This window comes from Streptomyces sp. NPDC059371 (genome assembly GCF_042751995.1).
In the GTDB taxonomy this organism is placed as follows: Bacteria; Actinomycetota; Actinomycetes; order Streptomycetales; family Streptomycetaceae; genus Streptomyces.
This window is the reverse complement of sequence record NZ_JBHYXD010000117.1, coordinates 1-17907: the sequence shown is the minus strand read 5'-3', so window position 1 is coordinate 17907 and position 17907 is coordinate 1. Positions and strand designations below refer to the sequence as shown.

11 protein-coding genes are annotated in these 17907 nt (G+C 72.0%); 7 read left to right on the top strand and 4 right to left on the bottom strand.

The genetic code is table 11. From position 1 onward, the window contains the following. Positions 1-155: 155 nt before the first annotated feature. Positions 156-2642, top strand: a complete 2487-nt coding sequence (pcrA, locus tag ACFXGX_RS37930; RefSeq protein ID WP_384801248.1) for a DNA helicase PcrA — start codon at positions 156-158, stop codon at positions 2640-2642. A gap of 117 nt (positions 2643-2759) precedes the next feature. Here pcrA and ACFXGX_RS37925 read toward each other — a convergent pair whose 3' ends face one another. Beyond that, positions 2760-4544 (bottom strand): M23 family metallopeptidase, encoded by a 1785-nt coding sequence (locus ACFXGX_RS37925; RefSeq protein ID WP_384801245.1) that lies wholly within the window; start codon positions 4542-4544, stop codon positions 2760-2762. A gap of 285 nt (positions 4545-4829) precedes the next feature. Continuing rightward, complete coding sequence (locus ACFXGX_RS37920; RefSeq protein ID WP_384801242.1) at positions 4830-5693, bottom strand: esterase/lipase family protein; 864 nt, start codon at positions 5691-5693, stop codon at positions 4830-4832. A gap of 807 nt (positions 5694-6500) precedes the next feature. Here ACFXGX_RS37920 and ACFXGX_RS37915 point away from each other — a divergent pair. Then, positions 6501-6917: a cobalamin B12-binding domain-containing protein gene (locus ACFXGX_RS37915; protein ID WP_037626795.1), complete on the top strand. Its 417-nt coding sequence runs from the start codon at positions 6501-6503 to the stop codon at positions 6915-6917. Positions 6918-7190: 273 nt separating this feature from the next. Here ACFXGX_RS37915 and ACFXGX_RS37910 read toward each other — a convergent pair whose 3' ends face one another. Together ACFXGX_RS37910 and ACFXGX_RS37905 are read right to left on the bottom strand one after the other, a co-directional pair. Continuing rightward, positions 7191-8807 carry a DUF5691 domain-containing protein gene (locus tag ACFXGX_RS37910; protein WP_384801239.1) on the bottom strand — a complete coding sequence of 539 codons (1617 nt, stop codon included), beginning with the start codon at positions 8805-8807 and terminating at the stop codon, positions 7191-7193. Positions 8808-8829: 22 nt separating this feature from the next. After that, positions 8830-10185: an SWIM zinc finger family protein gene (locus tag ACFXGX_RS37905; protein WP_384801236.1), complete on the bottom strand. Its 1356-nt coding sequence runs from the start codon at positions 10183-10185 to the stop codon at positions 8830-8832. 133 nt (positions 10186-10318) lie between these two features. On the opposite strand from ACFXGX_RS37905, the gene ACFXGX_RS37900 reads away from it, so the two are divergent. The 5 genes from ACFXGX_RS37900 (at position 10319) to sucD (ending at position 17801) form a co-directional block, all read left to right on the top strand. Further along, on the top strand, positions 10319-11464 hold the full coding sequence (locus ACFXGX_RS37900; RefSeq protein ID WP_384801233.1) for an AAA family ATPase: 1146 nt from the start codon (positions 10319-10321) through the stop codon (positions 11462-11464). A gap of 68 nt (positions 11465-11532) precedes the next feature. Then, the gene (locus ACFXGX_RS37895; RefSeq protein WP_384801274.1) at positions 11533-14148 is read left to right on the top strand and encodes a DUF5682 family protein; all 2616 of its coding nucleotides are present in this window, start codon (positions 11533-11535) and stop codon (positions 14146-14148) included. Next, positions 14145-15308, top strand: coding sequence for a VWA domain-containing protein (locus ACFXGX_RS37890; protein WP_384801230.1), 1164 nt, complete (start codon positions 14145-14147; stop codon positions 15306-15308). The genes ACFXGX_RS37895 and ACFXGX_RS37890 overlap by 4 nt, the downstream gene beginning before the upstream one ends. A gap of 408 nt (positions 15309-15716) precedes the next feature. Further along, complete coding sequence (sucC, locus tag ACFXGX_RS37885; protein WP_384801227.1) at positions 15717-16895, top strand: ADP-forming succinate--CoA ligase subunit beta; 1179 nt, start codon at positions 15717-15719, stop codon at positions 16893-16895. 21 nt (positions 16896-16916) lie between these two features. Beyond that, complete coding sequence (sucD, locus tag ACFXGX_RS37880; RefSeq protein WP_329301294.1) at positions 16917-17801, top strand: succinate--CoA ligase subunit alpha; 885 nt, start codon at positions 16917-16919, stop codon at positions 17799-17801. Positions 17802-17907: the final 106 nt, after the last annotated feature.

The window sequence follows — 17907 nt, the reverse complement described above, 5'->3', positions numbered from 1 at the left end:
GTGCTGTTACGGGGTGCGGTGTCGGCGGGGAAAGGTGAGGTGTCGGCGGGGAAAGCGGTCACCCCTGGTGTCCGCCGGTCGCCTCGTCACGACTTCGGGCCGAGTTCTCGGGGTGGCGGCGGGCTGTCAGTGGGGCGGCCTAGACTCGGAGAGCGATGAGCAGCCTCTTTGACGACAGCTTCCTGGCGAACCTCAAGCCCTCCGCGGCCCACGAGGACGAACACCCGCCGCCGCCCGAGGACGATCACGTACCGGAGCCGGTTCCGGACGATCTGTTCGGCGGGAAGTTCGACCTGCCGCCGAGCCGGGACTCGTACTACCGGGACGGCGCGCCCCGGCCCGCCGTGGACCCCGCGGCCCTGCTGGACGGACTGAACGAGAACCAGCGCGCGGCCGTGGTCCACTCCGGCTCGCCGCTGCTCATCGTGGCCGGCGCCGGCTCGGGCAAGACCCGCGTGCTCACCCACCGGATCGCGCACCTGCTCGGCGAGCGCCAGGTCCACCCCGGCCAGATCCTCGCGATCACCTTCACCAATAAGGCCGCGGGCGAGATGAAGGAGCGCGTCGAGGCGCTCGTGGGCCCGCGCGCCAACGCGATGTGGGTGATGACCTTCCACAGCGCCTGCGTCCGCATCCTGCGCCGTGAGAGCAAGCAGCTCGGTTTCACCTCGTCGTTCTCGATCTACGACGCCGCCGACTCCAAGCGTCTGATGGCCCTCGTCTGCCGTGATCTCGACCTCGACCCCAAGCGGTTCCCGCCGAAGTCGTTCAGCGCCAAGATCTCGAACCTGAAGAACGAGCTGATCGACGAGGAGGACTTCGCCGCCCAGGCCACCGACGGCTTCGAGAAGACCCTCGCCCAGGCGTACGCGATGTACCAGTCGCGGCTGCGCGAGGCCAACGCGCTCGACTTCGACGACCTGATCATGACCACGGTCAACCTGCTGCGCGCCTTCCCGGACGTCGCCGAGCACTACCGCCGCCGCTTCCGGCACGTCCTGGTCGACGAGTACCAGGACACCAACCACGCGCAGTACGCCCTCGTCCGGGAACTCGTGGGGACCTCCGAGCACCCCGTGGACGTACCGCCCAACGAGCACGACCTGCCGCCCGCCGAACTGTGCGTCGTGGGTGACGCGGACCAGTCGATCTACGCCTTCCGCGGCGCGACCATCCGCAACATCCTCCAGTTCGAGGAGGACTACCCGAACGCGACGACGATCCTGCTGGAGCAGAACTACCGCTCCACCCAGACGATCCTGACCGCCGCCAACGCGGTCATCGAGCGCAACGAGTCCCGCCGCCCGAAGAACCTGTGGACCAACGCCGGCGCCGGCTCGAACATCACGGGCTACGTCGCGGACACCGAGCACGACGAGGCCCAGTTCGTCGCCGACGAGATAGACCGTCTCACCGACGCGGGCGAGGCGAGGGCCGGCGACGTCGCGGTCTTCTACCGTACGAACGCCCAGTCCCGTGTCTTCGAAGAGGTCTTCATCCGCGTCGGCCTGCCGTACAAGGTCGTCGGCGGTGTCCGCTTCTACGAGCGCAAGGAGGTCCGGGACGTCCTGGCGTACCTGAGGGTGCTGGCCAACCCCGAGGACTCGGTCCCCATGCGCCGCATCCTGAACGTGCCCAAGCGCGGCATCGGTGACCGCGCCGAGGCGATGATCGACGCCCTCGCGCAGCGCGAGAAGATCAGCTTCCCGCAGGCGCTGCGCCGCGTCGACGAGGCCTACGGCATGGCCGCGCGCTCCACCAACGCGGTCAAGCGGTTCAACACGCTCATGGAGGACCTCCGTACGATCGTCGAGTCCGGCGCGGGCCCGGCCACCATCCTGCAGGCCGTCTTCGAACGCACCGGCTATCTCGCCGAGTTGCAGGCCTCGACCGACCCGCAGGACGAGACCCGGATCGAGAACCTCCAGGAACTCGCCGCCGTCGCCCTGGAGTTCGAGCAGGAGGCCGGCGAGGGTGAGACCCCGGCCGGGCTCTCCGCGTTCCTGGAGCGGGTCGCGCTCGTCGCCGACTCCGACCAGATCCCGGACGAGGAGGACGGCAACGGCGTCATCACCCTGATGACCCTGCACACCGCCAAGGGCCTCGAGTTCCCCGTGGTCTTCCTGACCGGCATGGAGGACGGCGTCTTCCCGCACATGCGCGCGCTCGGACAGGTCAAGGAGCTGGAGGAGGAGCGGCGCCTGGCGTACGTCGGCATCACCCGCGCGCGGGAGCGGCTCTACCTCACCCGGTCCTCGATGCGCAGTGCGTGGGGGCAGCCCTCGTACAACCCGCCCTCCCGCTTCCTGGAGGAGATCCCGGCGACCCATCTGGACTGGAAGCGCACGGGAGCGACGGCACCCCGGCCCGCCGGTCCCGTCTCCGGTGTCGCCGCCTCCCTCTCGTCCTCCCGTTCGCGGTCCGCGGCCTCGGGTGCCTCCGGGTTCGCCACCCGCCGCGGTGCCACCGAGAAGCCGGTGGTCTCGCTGGCCGTCGGGGACCGCGTCACGCACGACCAGTTCGGCCTCGGCACCGTCGTCGGGGTGAAGGGGACGGGCGCGAACGCGGAGGCGACGGTCGACTTCGGAGAGCCCAAGCCGAAGCGACTGCTGCTGCGGTACGCGCCGGTGGAGAAGCTGTAGTCCGCGAGACCGTTCACAGGACCCTCGGCCGTCCGGAGACGGACGGCCGGGGCCGCGGGCGCCGGGTTCCCGCCCGGGGTCACACGGCGTCCGGGTCCCTGACCGGGATCCGGCTTCTTACGTGGGGTCCAGACCGTGGCTGCGCAGCCACGGCAGCGGGTCGATCGCCGAACCGCCGGCCGGGCGGACCTCGAAGTGCAGGTGCGGGCCGGTCGAGTTGCCGGAGTTCCCGGAGAAGGCGATCTGGTCACCGGCCTTGACGGTGGTGCCGGAGGCGACCTGGTACGTGGAGAGATGGCAGTACCACGTCTCCGTGCCGTCCATCGCGGTCACGATCATCATGTTGCCGTACGCGCTGTTCCACTGCGTCCGGACGGTCCCGTCGGTCGCGGACATCACCGGCGTCCCGTAGGAGACGGGGAAGTCGATGCCCGTGTGCACGGACATCCAGTTGACGCCGGCCTGGCCGAAGTAGGCGCTGAGGCCCTGCTGCGCCACGGGAAGGGCGAACTTCGGACGCAGCCGCTCCTTGCGGGCCGCCTGCTCCGCCGCCTTCTTCTTCTCCGTCGCCTGCTGTGCCTTGAGGTCGATACGTTCCTGCGTGCGGCTCGCCCGGTCGGCGAAGTCGTCCGCACCCGCGGACAGACTCTGGAGCTGGGTGTCCAGCTTGACGTTGGCGGCCGACGGCTTCACCGAGGTCGCGTCGGGAGCGCTGGCAGTGGTGTCCTTCGAGTCGTTCCCGCCGAGGCCGCCGACACCGCCCACGGAGGCGGCGGCGATCCCCGCGACCCCCATGACGCAGGCCGAGGGCACCGCGACGGTCAGCAGAGCGGAACGTTTCGCGGGGCTGCGGCGACGGGCACGGGAACCACTCCGTGTCGCGGGATGCCGGACCGGGGTGATCTCCTCCTGGTCCTCCAGCAGCGGCCGCTCGCGACCCTCGTCGTACGGGTCGTGGTCGTCGTAGCCCTCGTCGGGGCCGTCCGTTTCCGCGAAGTCCTCAGACGTGTCGAACCCGGCCTCGTTCCCGCCGGTATCGAGGTGCCCGTGGACCGCCTGGTCGAAGGTCGCGGTCGCCTGCTGGTCGAAGGGCACCGCGTCCGTCGCGTCGGACGCCCCCTCGTACGTCATGTCGACCCGCGTCAGCTCATGGTCGTACGAGGCGGACTCCGGCCCCGGCCGGTCGTACGGCTCCGTCCCCGAGTGCTCGTACGTCTCGGTCTGCGGGTGCTCGTAGGCCTGGTAGGTGCCCTGGCCGCCGGCGCTGTTCCACTGCGTGGCGTCGTACGCGCCCGTCTCCTGCGTCGGCACGGTCCACTGCTGGGTGCCGTCGAGCGGCTGCTCGGGCTGGACCCAGGCGTTCGCGTCCCACTGGCCCGAGGCGTCGGGGCCGGGATGCTGCGCGGGGATGTCGGTGAGCTGCTGGTAGCCGTTCGTCCAGGCCGTCGTGTTGTGGGCGCCGGTGCCGTAGGCGGTGTGCTGCGCCGCGTACGGGTCGTAGCCCATCGGCTGCTGGACTCCCGCGTTCCACTGGGTGGCGTCGTACGAGCCGGTGCCGGCCCCGCCCGGCATGGTGCCGAAGAGCGGGTCGCCGGCGAAGTCCGAGCCGGCGTAGGTGCCCATGGTCGTCGCGCCCGAGTCGAAGGCCGTGGCGGAGTGGTCGCCGTACGCGGTGAAGTCGCCGCCGTACTGGGCTTCTTGCGCGCCGTAGGGCGCGTAGGACGCCGATGCGGCGTCGGAAGCCGGGGCCGGGGGAGTCGCGATCCCCGACGGGTGACGGTCGTTCACCAACTTCTCTTTCGCCTCGACAACAGGGGCTGGCAGAGCAGTGCGGCGACTGTACCCGTCGGTATGCGGGCGCGACAATCTTCGGCAGGTTTCCCCTTCGCAGGAAACGGGCATTCGGCCGTGTTTCGGGGGAGGGCGGGCGAGGCCTTGGCCTGGCGTTCGATAAGCGTTCGAGAATTTCTGTCCACGGAAGCGCCGTCGGGCGGCCGTCAGCCCTCCCGACGGCCGCCCTCGGACCGCTTCGTGCAGCCTCGGATCCTTCGGTGCAGCCTCGGATCCCTTCCGTGCCGTCCCGGACCGCTTCGGTGCAGCCTCGGATCCCTTCCGTGCCGTCCCGGACCGCTTCCGTGCCGCCTCGGATCCTTTCTGTGCCGCCCCGCGCCACCGTGTGGCCGCCCGTCACGCCACCGTGAGGCCGCTGATGCGGGCCACGGCGCGGGGTCCGGACACCTCGATGTCGAGTGCCTGCCGGATGCCGGTCGCGACGGCCGGATGCACGGGCAGCGCGAGATGGCCGACACCGCTCACGCGGACGTTCTGGGCGAGCAGGTCGGGGTGTTCGACACAGGCCGTCTCCAGCGGGTCCATCAGATGGTCGAGATCGCTCCAGAAGCTGACGAACTGCGTACGGCAGCCCGGGGCGGGGCCGGTCAGTTCCTCGATCACGGGGGAACCCGGGCGCATCTGCCGGACGATCGGGTGCGCGTTCATCAGCGGCGCGACCCGGGTGCCCGAGTGCGGGGTGCCGAGCGTGACGAGGGTGCGGACGTGGGTGTCGCCGCCGAGGCACTGCACGTAGTAGCGCGCGATCAGCCCGCCGAGGCTGTGCCCGACGATGTCCACCTGGTCATGGCCCGTGCGCTCGCAGATCTCCTCGATGTGCCGGCCCAGCAGTTCCGCCGCCGTACGGATGTCGCACGTCAGCGGCGAGTAGTTCAGGGACTCGATGTGCTGCCTGCCGTGCTGGGCGAGATTGCGGCGCAGCAGGACGAAGACGGAGCGGTTGTCGATGAAGCCGTGCAGCAGGACGACCGGGGGCTTGGCCTCGGTGGGCAGCGTGGCGGCCACGTCGGGCGAGGGAAGCGGGTGTCCGGTGCGGCGTTCCTGCGTGATGCCGGAGGGATAGAGGAGGAGGTGCCCGGCGAGGATCGCGAGTTCCAGCGCCGTGGCCTTCAGCAGGGCCACCGAGAGCCCGGCCAGCTTCGTCGGAAACAGGCGCTGGCACAGGGGGAGAAAGGGCGACGCAGCCTCGGTCACCTTCATGGCCGACCTCCAGTCGGCACGCGGGAGGACCACTCCGTCCCCCGTGTGCCCTAGTGGAAAGCCGTGACGTCGGCGACGGTGGCGGCCGACGACACGTCCCCGGGTGTGAGACCGGTGACGCTGCGGAGTGCTCGGCGAAGGGCGCGCGGTACACGACGCCGACCCCGGCTCCCCGACGGTCCGCCGTGCTGGATGCGCCGACGTCGTGTCGTGGCGTGGAGTCGCCCTCGCGTTCCCGCGGTCCTGCTGCCCGGCCTCGCTCCCCGCTGTCGTGCCGTCGCCGATGTGCCCCAGCACCACGCCGTCCCGCTGACGACGCGATGTGCGGCCACCTGGTCGCGGCTCTTCTTGCGCCTGCTCCGGCCGAGGCCTGTACGCCGCAGATCCCTGCGGCGCCAGTGCCGCGGTACGGAACCGTGCGCGGCGAACTTGTCCCAGTGTGTGATTTCCCCCTCGGTCTCCACCGCGAAACTGCCGGTTGCGGGATGCTGGCGATAACGTTCGTTCACTTCCCGGGCCGAAAGGGCCCGGGACGCCTGTGCCGCTTGGCGCGATCGGTGATCCGGAGTGATCCGGTGTGGCGAGCGGAAAACTGAGCGATATGTGTCGATGGTCAGTAGTCGGCACGATCGACGGACGCCTGTTGGTGACAACGGGTAGTCAATACTGGTCAATCGGTGAATCGACCGCTGAATCAATCGGTGAATCCTCGACCAGTTGTCGGTCGTGGTCCGATGGTGGTCGTCGCGGCATGTGTCGGCAGTCCTCGTCGGTGCAGGTTGAAGTAGTCCGTTCATGGAGGCAGTGATGGGTGTGGCAGCCGGTCCGATCCGCGTGGTGGTGGCCAAGCCGGGGCTCGACGGCCACGATCGTGGGGCCAAGGTGATCGCGCGGGCGCTGCGCGACGCCGGTATGGAGGTCATCTACACCGGGCTTCATCAGACCCCCGAGCAGATCGTCGACACCGCGATCCAGGAGGACGCCGACGCGATCGGCCTGTCCATCCTGTCCGGCGCCCACAACACGCTCTTCGCGGCCGTCATCGCCCTCCTGAAGGAGCGCGAGGCCGAGGACATCAAGGTCTTCGGCGGCGGCATCATCCCCGAGGCGGACATCGCCCCCCTCAAGGAGAAGGGCGTCGCGGAGATCTTCACCCCGGGCGCGACGACGGTGTCCATCGTGGACTGGGTCCGGGCGAACGTCAGGCAGCCCGCCGGCGCGTGACCGGGCGCCTGCGCCAAGCCGTGTGATCGTCGGGCGCTCGCGCTGACGTCGGCCCACGTGACTGCTGGGCGCCCGTGCCCGCACCGGCCCACGTGACCGCCGGCGCCCGCACCCGCACCGGCGCACGTGACCGCCGGTGCCCGCGCCGCGTCCTCCGTGGCCCCGGGTGTCCGCGCTGTCCCGCGCGGGTGCCGGTGACCTTCGACATCTCCGGCGCCGGAGCGGTTCGGCGCCGGAGAATCTCGGCGTCGCCAGGTTCTCCGCGAGCCACGGTCACGGCGGCGTGAGCTCGGCGGACATGGTCGCTCTCAGCCGCAGGGTCGTCACGAGCCGCTGGAAGGCCTCGGCCCAGTAGTCCCCGGACCCCGGCGCCGCGTGCTCCGACTCGTCGGGGACCGAGGTGAGACCTTCGAGCCGCCCCGCCTCCGCCGGGTCGAGGCAGCGCTCGGCCAACCCCATCACCCCGCTGAAGCTCCACGGGAAGCTCCCCGCGTCCCGCGCGATGTCGAGCGCGTCCACCACCGCCCGCCCCAGGCCCCCCGCCCAGGGCACCGCGCACACCCCGAGCAGTTGGAACGCCTCGGACAGTCCGTGCGTACCGATGAACCCGGCCACCCAGTCGGCCCGCTCCCCGGCGCTCAGCGTGGCGAGCAGCTTGGCCCGCTCGGCCAGTGACACCGCCCCCGGCCCCCCGGCCTCCGGAGCGGAGGGCGGCCCGAGGAGCGCCCTCGACCACGCGGGATCGCGCTGCCGCACCGCCGCCCGGCACCACGCCGCGTGCAGTTCCCCCTGCCAGCCGTCCGCCACGGGCAGGGCCACCACCTCTTCCGGCGAACGGCCGCCGAGCCGGTCGACCCAGACCGAGAGGGGTGCCGCCTCGACGAGCTGGCCCAGCCACCAGGACCGTTCACCACGGCGGGCCGGGGGTTTGGCCACCACCCCGTCCCGCTCCATCGCCGCGTCGCACTCGTGCGGCGCCTCGACCGTGATCACCGGGGTGTCCCGCGTATGGTCGACGGCCACGCACGAGGCGGCCCTGTCCGCCATCCTCGCGGCGAGCGCGGACCCGGGCAGGGCGGACAGCAGCTCGGCCGCCGTCGCCCGCACATTGCGGCTGCGGTCGCCCAGCGCCCCTTCGAGGAACGCCTCATCCTCGGCGGACAGTCCGGACCGGAGGGAGTCGAGGAACATCAGCCGGTCCTCGGCCCGCTCCGTCGCCCAGGTCGCGACGAGCAGGGCGCGTCCGGCGGCCGGGTCCTTGGCCCGTACCGCCGCCAGCAGCGCGACCCGCTCCGCGAACAGCCCCTCCTGCCACAGCCGTTGTACGTCGTCGGCCGCCTCCGGCAGCGTGGTGGCGCCGCCCGGCGAGGTGCGCAGCGCGAACCGCCACTCGGGGTTCAGCCCGGCCAGCCACAGTGCCCGCGGCCCGGCGAAGGCGAGGGCGGCGGGCCGCAGGTCCGTGCGCCCCCGGGCCGCGTCGAGAAGCGCCGGAAGGGCCTGCGGGGGTGCGGCGAAACCGCGTGCGTTGGCCAGGGCCAGCCACTGGGGCAGCAGCTCGACGAGGTCGGGCGCCGCGCCTCTGCGGCCGCCGCCTCCCGTGCCGGGGCGGTCCGCCAGCAGGGTCGAAAGCCTGCGGGCCGCGGCGGGCGGGAGCGGGGTCCGCGGGTCCGGCGCCGCGGGCTCCGGACGGGCCGCCGCCCGCGCCGGCCGCACCCCGGCCCGCCGCCGTACGGTCTCCACGGCCGCCGCGTCCAGCAGCGCCACCGGAGCCTGCCGCCCGGGCTGTTGTCCCGGAAGCGCGCGCCGCTCCGTACCGAGCAGCGCCACGGTGACGAGCTCCTCCCAGGAACCGCCGACGGGCGTGCCCGCCGAAGCCGGTGTGGTGGTCATGAGCGTCCTTTCCGTACGAAGGTCAGCACAGCGGTACGGCCTCGCCCTCGCCCTGTGGCCAAGCCGTCAGCGGGGTGAAGCCGCGGTGGCCGCACTCGCCGAAGACCGTGACCGGCGCGCCGCCGGACAGGGCGACCAGGCGCCACAGTTCGGGCCGGGACCGCGAGGAGGGGCTGAGCGGGAGGGCCGACTCGCCATCGGCGTCGGCGAGTTGCCATGCCTCGCCGTCCGGGGTCGGGATCACCCGCTCCAGGGTGACGGGGCAGGAGTCCAGCCACGGGTCGGCGCGCAGCGCTTCTCCGTAACGGGCGGCGGCCTGGGGTGTGGTCAGCCCCTTGGGCCGTATCGCCGAGGGTGCCGGGGCGGTGAACCGTTCGCCCAGCGCCGCCCGCGGTTGGCCGGCGCCCGGGTACGCGGACAGCTCCGCCTCGAAAGCCAGCCCCACCGGAAGCGCCAGTTCGGGTGCCCGCCCCGCCGCGCCGTAGGACAGGAGCAGGGCCGTGCGGCCGGACTCGGCGCCGTACAGCCAGATCCTGCGGGTCGTGAGCCGGGCGTCCGCCGTGTCGTACTGCGCGAGAACCAGCCAGCGGTCACGCACCGGCGGGCCGTCCGCGGAGCCGGGCAGCCCGACGCGGGAACGGACCGTCGCGGCCAGGTCGTCCGGCAGCCGTTCGCGCCGCAGCCAGCCCTGGTCGAGCAGATGCAGCAGCGCGCACTCCTCGAGGAGTCGCACGGGCCAGCCCGGTCCCGACGACGGGATCGCCCCCAACTCCCGCACACGCGCCGCCAGACCGGGTGCCTGCGCGTCGACCATCCGGGCCGCCGTCTCCTCCCACATCCCGTACCCCGCACGCTCGGCGGAGGCGAGGCCGCCGCGCAGCAGGTCCGCCAGTCGCTGCTCCAGCTCGGCCGCCCCCGCGGTGATCCGTTCGGCCCTACGTTCGGCCCTGCGCCGGGCCGCCTCGGGATCACCCGGCGAGGCGGCTCCAGATCCCCCGTCCGGCGAGTTCCTGCTCTCCGCGCGCCTGCGTCTGCCCTCCAGCCACTGGGCGGCCCAGTCCGGCGCCTGGGTGGACGGCACCGCTCCGTCCGCGCCCGCCCAGAGCAGCAGCAGTCCCAGCGCGTGCTTGCACGGGAACTTCCGGCTCGGACAACTGCACTTGTAAGCGGGACCCGCCGAATCCGCGATGTCCACGACCGTCTGATACGGCTTGCTGCCGCTTCCCCTGCACAGTCCCCATACCGTCCCCTCCTCCGTACTGCCCGCCTCGGACCACGGTCCGGCCGCGCCGAGTTTGCTCCCCGCCTTGCGTGACGCGGCGTCAGGCGCCAGTGCCAGCACCTGATCCGCCGTCCAGCGCACCGCCTGCTGTGTCATGCGATCGAAGGTAGGACCCACCACTGACAATCGATCCTCGCGAGCGCATTTGTGCAGGTCAGAGCGCATTGTCAGTGGCGTGGTGCACGGTGGAACCAGATCCGAACCGGCCGAGCTGGAGGGGGACCGAGGCATGTCCGTGTCCGTTGAACCGACGTCCGTTGACGCACCTGCGGGAGAGAAGGAGGCGAGTCGGCCGAGCGAGCCGCTGCGGCCGCACGCCGAGCACGCCTTCGCCGCCGAACTCGCCGCGCTCGCGGCGCAGGACGACCGGCCCCGCCCCGAGCGCTGGCTGCTGTCGCCCTGGGCCGTGGCCACCTACCTGCTGGGCGGCACCCTGCCGGACGGAACCGTGATCACTCCCAAGTACGTGGGGCCGCGCCGCATCGTCGAGGTCGCCGTCACGACGCTCGCCACCGACCGGGCCCTGCTCCTGCTCGGTGTGCCCGGCACCGCGAAGACGTGGGTGTCCGAGCACCTGGCGGCCGCGGTCAGCGGTGATTCGACCCTGCTCGTGCAGGGCACGGCCGGCACACCGGAGGAGGCCATCCGGTACGGCTGGAACTACGCGCAGTTGCTCGCGCACGGGCCCAGCCGGGACGCGCTCGTGCCGAGCCCCGTCATGCGCGCCATGGCCGAGGGCATGACCGCCCGCGTCGAGGAACTGACGCGTGTGCCCGCCGACGTGCAGGACAGCCTGATCACGATCCTCTCCGAAAAGACCCTGCCGATACCGGAATTGGGCCAGGAGGTGCAGGCCGTCCGCGGGTTCAACCTGATCGCCACGGCCAACGACCGCGACCGCGGGGTCAACGAACTCTCCAGCGCCCTGCGCCGTCGTTTCAACACGGTCGTGCTGCCGTTGCCGGAGAGCGCCGACGCCGAGGTCGAGATCGTCTCGCGCCGGGTCGACCAGATCGGCCGCTCCCTCGACCTGCCCGCCGTGCCCGACGGCGTCGACGAGATCCGCCGTGTCGTCACCGTCTTCCGGGAGCTGCGCGACGGGATCACGGCCGACGGCCGGACGAAGCTGAAGTCGCCCAGCGGCACTCTGTCCACGGCCGAGGCGATCTCCGTCGTCACCAACGGCCTCGCTCTGGCGGCCCACTTCGGCGACGGCGTGCTGCGGGCGGGCGACGTCGCCGCCGGCATCCTCGGCGCCGTCGTGCGCGACCCGGCCGCCGACCGCGTCATCTGGCAGGAGTATCTGGAAGCGGTCGTCCGCGAGCGGGACGGCTGGAAGGACTTCTACCGCGCCTGCCGCGAGGTGAGCGCGTGAGTGCCGAACGGGAAGCCGGGCCGCCCGTTCCGGAGGGCCGGGCGGCGGTCGTCCGGGGGCCGGGGCCGTTGCTGCTCGGTGTGCGGCACCACGGACCCGGGTCGGCGCGGGCCGTGCGGTCGGCGCTGGAGGCGGCGGCACCCCGGGTCGTGTTGATCGAGGGGCCGCCAGAGGCGGACGCACTCGTCCCGCTGGCCGCCGAGAAGGACATGCGGCCCCCGGTGGCGCTGCTCGCGCACGTCGTCGACGAGCCAGGTCACTCGGCATTCTGGCCACTGGCCGAGTTCTCGCCGGAGTGGGTGGCGATCCAGTGGGCTCTGGAACACGGGGTGGAGGCCCGCTTCATCGACCTCCCGGCCTCCCACACCCTGGCCTGGGGCAGAGACGAGGAGAACGGAGGGGAACCCGACCGGGACGGGCCGGTGAGCGCACCCTCCGACACCCCGCCCCCGGCCGGGAATCCCGGCGTCCCCGTCCCCGACGCCCCCGTCCCCGGAGGCGACCGGGTGCCGGAGGCGGACCGTGTCACCGCGGTGGATCCCGGCGCGGCCGGAGCTCCCGGTGCCCCGGACGATCCCGGCACGGCGCGAGCCCCCGGTTCCCCGGGTGATCCCGGACGGCCCGGCACGGCCGGTGGTTCCGGACGGACCGCCGACGCGTCCGCCGTGCGGATCGACCCCCTCGCGGTGCTCGCCGAGACCGCCGGCTACGACGACCCTGAGCGCTGGTGGGAGGACGTGGTCGAGCACCGGGCCGGTGCGGCGGACGACCCGTTCGCTCCGTTCGCCGCGCTGGAGGAGGCCATGGGCTCGCTGCGCGAGGCGTACGGGGTCGGCGGACACGACCGGGATCTCGTGCGCGAGGCGTACATGCGGCTCCAGCTCCGGGCGGCACAGCGGGAGTTCGGTGACGGCGTGGCCGTCGTGTGCGGGGCCTGGCACGTCCCCGCCCTGCGGCAGCGGGCCACGGTCGGCGCCGACCGGGCACTCCTCAAAGGGCTGCCCAAGGCCAAGGTCCAGCTCACCTGGGTGCCCTGGACGCACCGCCGGCTGTCCCGCGCCAGCGGGTACGGAGCGGGCATCGACTCGCCGGGCTGGTACGGGCATCTGTTCAGCGCCCCCGACCGCCCGGTCGAGCGGTGGATGACCAAGGTGGCCAGACTGCTGCGCGACGAGGACCGGGGTGTGTCGTCGGCCCACGTCATCGAGGCCGTGCGCCTGGCCGGCACCCTCGCCGCGATGCGCGGCCGCCCGCTGCCGGGCCTGACCGAGACCACCGACGCCGTCCGCGCCGTCATGTGCGAGGGCTCGGACGTCCCCCTGGACCTGGTGCGCGACCGGCTCGTGGTCGGCGAGGTGCTCGGTGAGGTGCCGGAATCCGCCCCGGCGGTGCCGTTGCAGCGGGACCTCACGCAGTCACAGCGGCGGCTGCGGCTCAAGCCCGAGGCGCTGGAGCGGGAGATGGAGCTCGACCTGCGCAAGGAGACCGACGCGGGGCGCAGCACCCTGCTGCACCGGCTGCGGCTCCTGGGTGTCGCGTGGGGCGAGCCCGCGGCGTCCCGCGGCAGCACGGGCACCTTCCGGGAGACCTGGCGGCTCCGCTGGGAGCCGGAGCTGTCGGTGCGGGTCGCCGAGGCGGGTGTGTGGGGCACCACCGTCGTGTCCGCGGCGACGGCCAAGGCCGAGGCGGACGCCGTCGGCGCGCCGTCACTGGCGGATGTCACGGCCCTCGCCGAGCGCTGCCTCCTCGCCGAGCTGACGGACGCGCTGCCCGTGGTGATGCGGGTGCTCGCCGACCGCGCCGCCCTCGACACGGACGTGGGCCACCTCGCGCAGGCCCTGCCCGCACTCGTCCGCTCCCTGCGCTACGGCGACGTACGCGGCACGGACACCCACGCTCTCTCCGATGTCGCGGCCGGCCTCGCCGAACGCGTCTTCGTCGGCCTCCCGCCGGCCTGCGCCTCCCTCGACAGCGACGCCGCCGAGGAGATGCGGGGCCACCTCGACGCCGTGCACGGGGCGGTGGGGCTGCTGGGGGAGGCGACCTCGGGGACCGACGGGCCCTCGGGGATCCGCAGGCGCTGGCACTCCGTACTGCGGGTGCTCGCCGCGCGGGACACCGTGCCCGGGGTGGTCAGAGGCCGGGCTGTCCGCCTCCTCCTGGACGAAGGGGAGCTGGCGCAGGAGGAGGCCGCCCGGCTCATGGGTCTCGTGCTGTCGCCGGGCACGGAGCCCGCGGACGGGGCCGCGTGGATCGAGGGATTCGTCGGCGGCGGCTCCGGCGGCATGCTCCTCGTGCACGACGAGCGGCTGCTCGGGCTGGTGGACACATGGCTGACCGGGGTGCCCGCCGACGCGTTCACCGATGTGCTGCCACTGCTGCGCCGGACGTTCTCGGCGTACGAGTCGGGGGTGCGCAGGACCCTGGGCGAGCTCGTCCGGCGCGGCCCGGCACCTCGGGCACACGCGGAGGCCACCGGTGCCGGCTCCGGCATACCCGGGTTCGCCCCCGACCTCGACACCGGGCGCGCCGACGCCGTTCTGCCGCTGCTGAGCCTGCTGCTGGGGCTCGCCGACCCCGAAGCGGACACCGGCACCGGCACGGGAACCGGCACCGACGGCACCGACGGCACCGACGGCACCGGCAAGGACACCGACAACGATCTTGTGAGGGTGGCTCCATGAGCGAGGCGGCCTTGAGTGCCGGGGACGAGCGGCTGCGGCGCTGGCGGCTGGTGCTCGGTGGCGACGAGGCGGACGGCACCGGATGCGTGCTCTCCGGCCGGGACGCCGCCATGGACGGGGCGCTGGGCGCGCTCTACGGGAAGGGGAGCGGGGGAAGGCCGGGGCGGGACCGCTCGGCGGGGCTCGGGGCTTCGGCGCCGTCGGTCGCGCGCTGGCTCGGTGACATCCGGACCTACTTCCCCTCCTCCGTCGTCCAGGTGATGCAACGGGACGCCATCGACCGGCTCGGGCTCTCCGCGCTGCTCCTGGAGCCCGAGATGCTGGAGGCGGTGGAGGCCGACGTGCACCTGGTGGGCACCCTCCTCTCCCTCAACAAGGCCATGCCGGAGACGACCAAGGAGACCGCGCGGGCCGTCGTGCGCAAGGTCGTCGAGGACCTGGAGAAGCGGCTCGCCACCCGCACCCGGGCCACGCTCACCGGCGCCCTCGACCGCAGCGCCCGGATCAGCAGACCCCGCCACCACGACATCGACTGGAACCGCACGATCGCGGCCAACCTGAAGCACTACCTGCCCGAGTACCGCACGGTCGTGCCCGAGCGGCTGATCGGCTACGGGCGTGCCTCGCAGTCCGTGAAGAAGGAGGTCATCCTCTGCATCGACCAGTCGGGGTCGATGGCGGCGTCGGTCGTCTACGCCTCCGTGTTCGGTGCCGTGCTGGCGTCGATGCGGTCCATCGCCACCCGGCTCGTCGTGTTCGACACGGCAGTGGTCGACCTCACCGACCAGCTCGACGACCCGGTCGACGTCCTCTTCGGCACCCAGCTCGGCGGCGGCACGGACATCAACCGGGCACTCGCCTACTGCCAGTCGCAGATCACCAGACCGGCCGACACGGTCGTCGTCCTCATCAGCGACCTCTACGAAGGGGGGATCCGCAACGAGATGCTGAAGCGGGTCGCGGCGATGCAGTCGTCGGGGGTGCAGTTCGTGACGCTGCTCGCGCTGTCCGACGAGGGGGCGCCCGCGTACGACCGTGAGCACGCGGCGGCGCTCGCGGCGCTCGACGCGCCGGCGTTCGCCTGCACACCCGATCTGTTCCCCGAGGTGATGGCGGCGGCGATCGAGAAGCGGCCGCTGCCGATCCCGGACACGAGGTGAGACCGTTCAGTCCTGATCACGTATGACCGGTTCCGGGTCGTTCGGGAGACCCGGACGGCGCAAGGCCGGCGGATCCACCCGACCGGGCTCCCGGGCCCCCGCCGACCGGGCCGCGGCCAGGGGTGCGGCGGGCCGCGCGGGGTCCTCAGCGGCTGCTCACAGGGGCCTCACGGGGTGATCCCCGGCCAGGTGAGGGCCGGTCCGGGGCCCGTTCTGTGACAGGTATCACCGCTGTGGTGTGAGCTGCGATTTAGGGTCCCGTGCCCCACGGCGATAACCTGCGAGACGGACATGCCGCGCGCTCGGACACCGTGTGCGCCACCCTTGTGACAGCGGACGTCACGTTGCCCTTCGCGGCACGCCCACGCAGACAACGAACCGCGAGATCACTGATAGGGACGGACGCGCGTGGACCTGTTCGAGTACCAGGCGAGGGACCTCTTCGCCAAGCACGGTGTACCGGTGCTGGCCGGTGAAGTCATCGACACGCCTGAGGCAGCCCGCGAGGCGACCGAGCGTCTTGGCGGCAAGTCCGTCATCAAGGCGCAGGTGAAGGTCGGTGGCCGTGGAAAGGCCGGTGGCGTGAAGCTCGCCGCCACCCCGGACGAGGCCGTCGCCCGCGCGACGGACATCCTCGGCATGGACATCAAGGGCCACACGGTCCACAAGGTGATGATCGCCGAGACCGCGCCCGAGATCGTCGAGGAGTACTACGTCTCGTACCTCCTCGACCGCACCAACCGCACCTTCCTCGCCATGGCGTCCGTTCAGGGCGGCGTGGAGATCGAGGTCGTCGCGGAGGAGAACCCCGACGCCCTCGCGAAGGTGCCGGTCGACGCCAACGAAGGCGTGTCGATCGAGAAGGCCCGCGAGATCGTCGCCCAGGCGAAGTTCCCGGCCGACGTCGCCGACCAGGTGGCCGACATCCTGGTGACGCTGTGGGACACCTTCATCAAGGAGGACGCCCTCCTCGTCGAGGTGAACCCGCTCGCCAAGGTCGCCTCCGGCAAGGTCATCGCCCTCGACGGCAAGGTCTCCCTGGACGAGAACGCGGAGTTCCGCCAGCCGGACCACGCCGCGCTCGAGGACAAGGAGTCGGCCAACCCGCTCGAGGCCGCCGCCAAGGCCAAGAACCTCAACTACGTCAAGCTCGACGGTGAGGTCGGCATCATCGGCAACGGCGCGGGTCTCGTCATGAGCACCCTCGACGTCGTCGCGTACGCCGGTGAGAACCACGGTGGCGTCAAGCCCGCCAACTTCCTCGACATCGGCGGCGGCGCCTCCGCCGCGGTCATGGCGAACGGCCTGGAGATCATCCTCGGCGACCCGGACGTCAAGTCCGTCTTCGTCAACGTCTTCGGTGGCATCACCGCCTGTGACGAGGTCGCCAACGGCATCGTCCAGGCGCTTCAGCTGCTCGCCGACAAGGGCGAGGCAGTCACCAAGCCGCTGGTCGTGCGTCTCGACGGCAACAACGCCGAGCTGGGTCGCAAGATCCTGTCGGACGCCAACCACCCGCTGGTCCAGCGCGTGGACACCATGGACGGCGCGGCCGACAAGGCCGCCGAGCTCGCGGCTGCGAAGTAAGGGACGAGGGACTAAACAGCCATGGCTATTTTCCTCAACAAGGACTCCAAGGTCATCGTCCAGGGCATGACCGGTGCCACGGGTATGAAGCACACCAAGCTCATGCTCGCGGACGGGACGAACATCGTCGGTGGCGTGAACCCGCGCAAGGCGGGCACCTCCGTCGACATCGACGGCAACGAGATCCCCGTCTTCGGCACGGTCGCCGAGGCGATCGAGAAGACGGGCGCCAACGTGTCCGTCCTCTTCGTGCCGCCGGCCTTCGCCAAGGCCGCCGTGGTCGAGGCGATCGACGCGGAGATCCCCCTCGCGGTCGTCATCACCGAGGGCATCGCCGTCCACGACTCCGCCGCCTTCTGGGCGTACGCGAAGTCGAAGGGCAACAAGACCCGCATCATCGGCCCGAACTGCCCCGGTCTCATCACCCCGGGCCAGTCCAACGCCGGCATCATCCCGGGCGACATCACGAAGCCGGGCCGCATCGGCCTGGTCTCGAAGTCCGGCACGCTGACGTACCAGATGATGTACGAGCTCCGTGACATCGGCTTCTCGTCCGCCGTCGGCATCGGTGGCGACCCGGTCATCGGTACGACGCACATCGACGCGCTCGCCGCGTTCGAGGCCGACCCCGACACCGACCTGATCGTCATGATCGGCGAGATCGGTGGCGACGCCGAGGAGCGTGCGGCGGACTTCATCGCGAAGAACGTGACGAAGCCGGTCGTCGGCTACGTCGCCGGCTTCACCGCGCCCGAGGGCAAGACCATGGGCCACGCCGGCGCCATCGTCTCCGGCTCCTCCGGCACGGCCGCCGCGAAGAAGGAGGCCCTCGAGGCCGCGGGCGTCAAGGTCGGCAAGACGCCGACCGAGACGGCCAAGCTCGCGCGCGAGATCCTCGCGGGCTGAGCCGACGCTCGCCAGGCCGACCGTGTCGACGCCGGGCAGCCCGTGGAGGAAGCGGCGCAGCGTGCTGTCGGACGCCGTCACGTCGCCGAGGGCGTGTGCTGGTGCA

Coding starts and splice junctions, on each gene's coding strand:
- pcrA (WP_384801248.1), top strand. CDS start 156: ATGAGCAGCCTCTTTGACGACAGCTTCCTGGCGAACCTCAAGCCCTCC.
- ACFXGX_RS37910 (WP_384801239.1), bottom strand. CDS start 8,807: ATGACCACCACACCGGCTTCGGCGGGCACGCCCGTCGGCGGTTCCTGG.
- ACFXGX_RS37920 (WP_384801242.1), bottom strand. CDS start 5,693: ATGAAGGTGACCGAGGCTGCGTCGCCCTTTCTCCCCCTGTGCCAGCGC.
- ACFXGX_RS37925 (WP_384801245.1), bottom strand. CDS start 4,544: ATGCCCGTTTCCTGCGAAGGGGAAACCTGCCGAAGATTGTCGCGCCCG.
- ACFXGX_RS37915 (WP_037626795.1), top strand. CDS start 6,501: ATGGGTGTGGCAGCCGGTCCGATCCGCGTGGTGGTGGCCAAGCCGGGG.
- sucD (WP_329301294.1), top strand. CDS start 16,917: ATGGCTATTTTCCTCAACAAGGACTCCAAGGTCATCGTCCAGGGCATG.
- ACFXGX_RS37905 (WP_384801236.1), bottom strand. CDS start 10,185: ATGACACAGCAGGCGGTGCGCTGGACGGCGGATCAGGTGCTGGCACTG.
- ACFXGX_RS37900 (WP_384801233.1), top strand. CDS start 10,319: ATGTCCGTGTCCGTTGAACCGACGTCCGTTGACGCACCTGCGGGAGAG.
- ACFXGX_RS37890 (WP_384801230.1), top strand. CDS start 14,145: ATGAGCGAGGCGGCCTTGAGTGCCGGGGACGAGCGGCTGCGGCGCTGG.